Raw genomic sequence first — 4660 nt, 5'->3', positions numbered from 1 at the left:
GCATACCGCCGGAGAACTGGTGGGGGAAGTCGCCCACCCGTTGCCGGGCCGCCGGGATGCGCACCCGGTCCATCAGCTCGATCGCCTTGGCCTTGGCGTCGCCCCGTGACATCCCCCGGTGCACGACGAACATCTCGCCGAGCTGCGCGCCCACGCTGAGGACGGGGTTCAGCGAGGACAGCGCGTCCTGGAAGATCATGGCCATCTCCTGGCCGCGGATCCGCCGGCGCTCCTCGTTCTTGAGCTTCAGCAGGTCGCGGTCCTTGAAGAGGATCTCGCCCCCGCTGATCCGCCCGGGCGGCATGTCGAGGATGCCCATGATCGCCTGGGCGGTGACGGACTTGCCCGAGCCGGACTCGCCGAGCACGGCGAGGGTCTCCCCCTCGGACACCGAGTAGTTGACCCCGTTGACGGCCTTGGCCACTCCGTCCCGGGTGTGGAACTCCACGTGCAGATCGCGCACTTCGAGCAACATGGCAGCGGGCTCCTCAGCGCAGCTTGGGGTCGAGGGCGTCGCGCACCGCGTCGCCGAGCATGATGAAGGCGAGCACCGTGACGGCCAGCGCTCCGGCCGGCCAGAGCAGCATGTGCGGCGCGTTGCGGATGTACTGGGAGGCGGCGGAGATGTCGATGCCCCAGGAGACCGCCGGCGGCTTCAGACCCACCCCGAGGAACGACAGGGTCGCCTCCAGCGAGATGTACGTACCGAGGGCGATGGTGGCGACGACGATCACCGGGGCGATCGCGTTGGGCGTGATGTGCCGCAGCATCATCCGGCTGTTGGAGGCCCCCAGCGCCCGGGCCGCCTGGACGTAGTCGTTCTGCTTGGCGGTGATGACCGAGCCCCGGGCGATACGGGCGATCTGGGGCCAGCCCAGCAGCACGATGAAGCCGATCACGGGCCAGACGGTCGAGCTGGTGACGACGGACAGGAAGACCAGCCCGCCGAGGACCACCGGGATGCCGAAGAAGACGTCCGTGATGCGGGAGAGCACGGCGTCCCACGCCCCGCCGAAGAAGCCCGCGAGACCGCCCAGCACGCCCCCGAGGAGCGAGACGCCGAGGGTGGACAGGACACCGACGGCCACCGAGGTCCGCGCGCCGTAGACGGTGCGGGTGTAGACGTCGCAGCCCTGCCCGTCGAAGCCGAAGGGGTGTCCGGGCTGGGAGCCCTCCTGGGCCTTGGCGAGGTCGCAGTTGAGGGGGTCCTGGTCCGCGATCAGCGACGGCCAGATCGAGATGATCACCAGGAACAGGATGACCAGGGCGGAGATGATGAAGACCGGGTTGCGGCGCAGGTCGCGCCAGGCGTCGGACCAGAGGCTGCGAGGCTTGCCGGCGGGTCCGGTGCCCTCCGGGCCGCCGGGCGTCTTCTCCAGGGTGACGCCCTCGTCCATCGCGAGGTCCATCGCCCCGCCCGCACCGGCGCCCGAGATCGCGCCGCTGCCGGTCGTCTCGTCCCACGGCTGCTGCTCAGGCATAGCGGATCCTCGGGTCGAGTACGGCGTACAGGAGGTCGACGATCAGGTTGGCCGCCAGGAAGACGAGGACCAGGACGGTGACGAACCCGACGACGGTCTGGGAGTTCTGCCGCAGGATGCCCTGGTAGAGCTGGTAGCCGACCCCGTGGATGTTGAAGATGCGCTCGGTGACGATCGCCCCGCCCATCAGGGCGCCCACGTCCGTACCGATGAAGGTGACGACGGGGATGAGGGAGTTGCGCAGCAGGTGCCGCACGACCACCCGGCGTCTGGGGAGCCCCTTGGCCACGGCGGTACGGACGTAGTCGGCGCGGGCGTTCTCGGCGATGGAGGTCCGGGTGAGCCGGGTGACGTAGGCCAGGGAGACGGAGGCCAGGACGAGCCCGGGCACGATGAGCTCGTCGACGGGGGCCTCCGAGGAGACGGACGGCTTGATCACGCCCCACTCCACGCCGAGGAGCAGCTGGAGCAGCAGACCGGTGACGAACGTCGGTACGGAGATGACGACCAGGGTCAGGATCAGCACCCCGGTGTCCACGGGCCGGCCGCGGCGCAGGCCGGTGACGACGCCGAGGCTGATGCCGATGACGATCTCGAACACGATCGCGACGATGGTGAGCCGGATGGTGATCGGGAAGGCGGTGCCCATCAGCTCGGTGACCTTCTGGCCGTTGAACGCGGTGCCGAAGTCGCCGGTGAAGACGTTGCCCATGTAGGTCAGGTATTGCTGCCAGACCGGCTTGTCGAGGCCGAACTCGGTGCGCAGCTGGGCTGCGGTCGCGGGGTCGCACTGGCGGTCGCCGCAGAGGCCGGCGATGGGGTCGCCCATCACGTTCACCATGAGGAAGATCAGCAGCGTGGTGCCGAAGAAGACCGGGATCATCTGCAGCAGCCGCCGGATCACATAACGTCCCATGAGGGGCTCCGGGGGTCGGGGCGTACGGAGGGCCGGGAAAGCCGGGTGGCCGGTGCGGTCCGCCGCACCGGCCACCCGGCTTCAGCGGGTCACTTGACCTTGATCTGGTCGTACACCGGGACGCTGAAGGGGTTCAGCGAGACGTTCTCGACCCTGTCCGAGTAGCCGGCGCTGCCGTTCTGGTACCAGAGCGGGATGACGGGCATCTGCTCGACGAGGACCTTCTCCGCGTCCTGGAAGGTGGTCACGGCCTTGGCCTTGTCGCTCTCCGCGTTGGCCTTGTCGACCAGGTCGTCGAACTTCTGGTTGCTCCACTTGCCGTCGTTGGACGGGGCGTTGGTGTAGTAGAGCGGCTGGAGGAAGTTCTGGATCAGCGGGTAGTCCATCTGCCAGCCCGCGCGCCAGGCCCCGGTCAGCTTCTGCGTGGAGACCTGGCTGCGGAAGTCGGCGAAGGTGCCGACGGGCGCTCCGACGCACGCCTTGTTGTTGCCCATGACGTTGTTGATGCTGTTGCAGACCGCGTCGACCCACTCCTTGTGGGAGCCGGTGTCGGCGTTGTACGAGATCTTGAGCTGGCCGCCGGGGATGCCGCCGCCCTCCTGAATCAGCTTCTTGGCCTCCGCCTTGTCGTACTCGCAGGCGGGGCCGCAGAGGCCCTTCTTGAAGCCGCCCTCCTCGCCGAGGACCGGGGACGTCCAGTCGCTGGCCGGGGTGCGGGTCTGCTGGAAGATCTGCTGGGTGATCTGGTCGCGGTTGATCGCCATCGACAGGCCCTGGCGGACCTTGATCGCGCCCGGGGTGTCCCAGGCCTTCTCGTAGAACGGGAAGGCGAGCGTCTGGATGATGCCGGCGGGTGTGTTGATGTACCGGTCGCCCAGGTCCGCCTTGACGTTCTTGAGCTGCGAGGCGGGCACGTCGTCGACCAGGTCGAGGTTGCCCGCGGTCAGGTCGGTGTAGGCGGTGTTGTTGTCGGTGTAGACCTTGAGGTCGATGCCGCCGTTCTGCGCCTTGTCCGCGCCGGGGTAGTCGTCCCACCGGCGCAGGTTCATCGACGAGCCCTTGGCGTACTGGTCGATGGTGTACGGGCCGTTCCCGACGGGCTTGGAGAGCCAGGCGTCGTGGTCGGTGTAGAAGACCTTGGGCAGCGGCACGAAGGCGGCGTAGCCGAGGGTGTCGGGCCAGAGCGAGAACTTCTGCGACAGCTTGGCCGTGAAGGTCGTGTCGTTGACCACCTTGAGCCCGGAGAGGGTGGTGGCGGACGCCGAGCCCGATTCGGGGTGGACCTTGTCGTAACCGTCGATGTACTGGAAGAAGTAGGCGTTCTTCTGGTTGTTCTTCAGCGCGGCACCGTAGTTCCAGGCGTCCACGAAGGACTTCGCGGTGATCTTCTCGCCGTTGCTGAAGGTCCAGTTGTCCTTGATCGTGATGGTGAAGTTCTGCGAGTCCTTCGAGTCGATCTTCTGGGCGATCTCGTTCTTGGCCTCGCCGGTCTTCGGGTCGTACCGCACGAGTCCGCGGAAGACCATGTCGAGGACCTTGCCGCCCTGCACCTCGTTGGTGTTCGCCGGCTCCAGCGGGTTCTGGGGGTCGCCCCAGGACGAGCTCACGATCCCGTCGGCACCACCGCCGCCACCGCTGTCCCCGCCGCCGCAGGCCGTGGCCGCGAGGGCGACGGCGACGGCGCATGCGGCCCACCTGGCCTGTGTGGCTCCGCGCATCGAGTGCCTCCTAGGGTTCCCTTGAGTGGCTTAATGCCTCATATCACCTCATATGACACTGCGTCGCATGTCGGCCTACGCCGTACGCCGTACGGGTCCGCCGGGACGCCGGAACGCCCGGCCCCCCTCGCGGGGGCCGGGCGTCCTGGTGGTGCTGACCGGGTGTTACGCCGCGTGGACGACGTCCTTCTCCTCGGCGAAGTGGCACGCCGACTCGTGCGCAGCCGGGGTCTCCGAGGCCTTGAAGCGCTCGGGGATCGCCAGCAGCGGCACCTCGGTGGCGCACTTGTCCTGGGCCTTCCAGCACCGCGTACGGAACCGGCAGCCCGACGGCGGGTTCGCCGGCGACGGGACGTCACCGGAGAGGATGATCCGCTCACGGCCGTCACGGGCCTCGGGGTCCGGGACCGGGACCGCCGACAGCAGCGCCTGGGTGTAGGGGTGCGTCGGGTGGTCGTAGATCTGCGTGTCCGTACCGATCTCGGCCATCTTGCCGAGGTACATGACGCCGACCCGGTCCGAGATGTGCCGGACGATCGACAGGT

General features: G+C 68.2%; 5 protein-coding genes. All 5 read right to left on the bottom strand.

Annotated features, from left to right (window positions below):
- A partial coding sequence (locus JKV81_RS04005) for an ATP-binding cassette domain-containing protein (protein WP_202074921.1) occupies positions 1–475 on the bottom strand: 475 nt, incomplete at its 3' end.
- Positions 476–488: 13 nt separating this feature from the next.
- Entirely contained in the window at positions 489–1481 is a 993-nt protein-coding gene (locus JKV81_RS04000) for an ABC transporter permease (RefSeq protein WP_202074920.1), read from the bottom strand.
- Positions 1474–2397 carry an ABC transporter permease gene (locus JKV81_RS03995; RefSeq protein WP_099174656.1) on the bottom strand — a complete coding sequence of 308 codons (924 nt, stop codon included), beginning with the start codon at positions 2395–2397 and terminating at the stop codon, positions 1474–1476. Before JKV81_RS03995 ends, JKV81_RS04000 begins: the two co-directional genes overlap by 8 nt.
- 89 nt (positions 2398–2486) lie before the next feature.
- Complete coding sequence (locus tag JKV81_RS03990) at positions 2487–4115, bottom strand: peptide ABC transporter substrate-binding protein (RefSeq protein WP_124274530.1); 1629 nt, start codon at positions 4113–4115, stop codon at positions 2487–2489.
- A 165-nt stretch (positions 4116–4280) separates the two neighbouring features.
- Positions 4281–4660, bottom strand: a 380-nt coding sequence (locus JKV81_RS03985) for an oligopeptide/dipeptide ABC transporter ATP-binding protein (protein WP_202074919.1), incomplete at its 5' end; no start/stop codon positions are given.

The organism is Streptomyces silvae (assembly GCF_016745505.1).
Lineage (GTDB): Bacteria > Actinomycetota > Actinomycetes > Streptomycetales > Streptomycetaceae > Streptomyces > Streptomyces silvae.
This window is presented reverse-complemented; position numbering and strand designations above follow the sequence as displayed.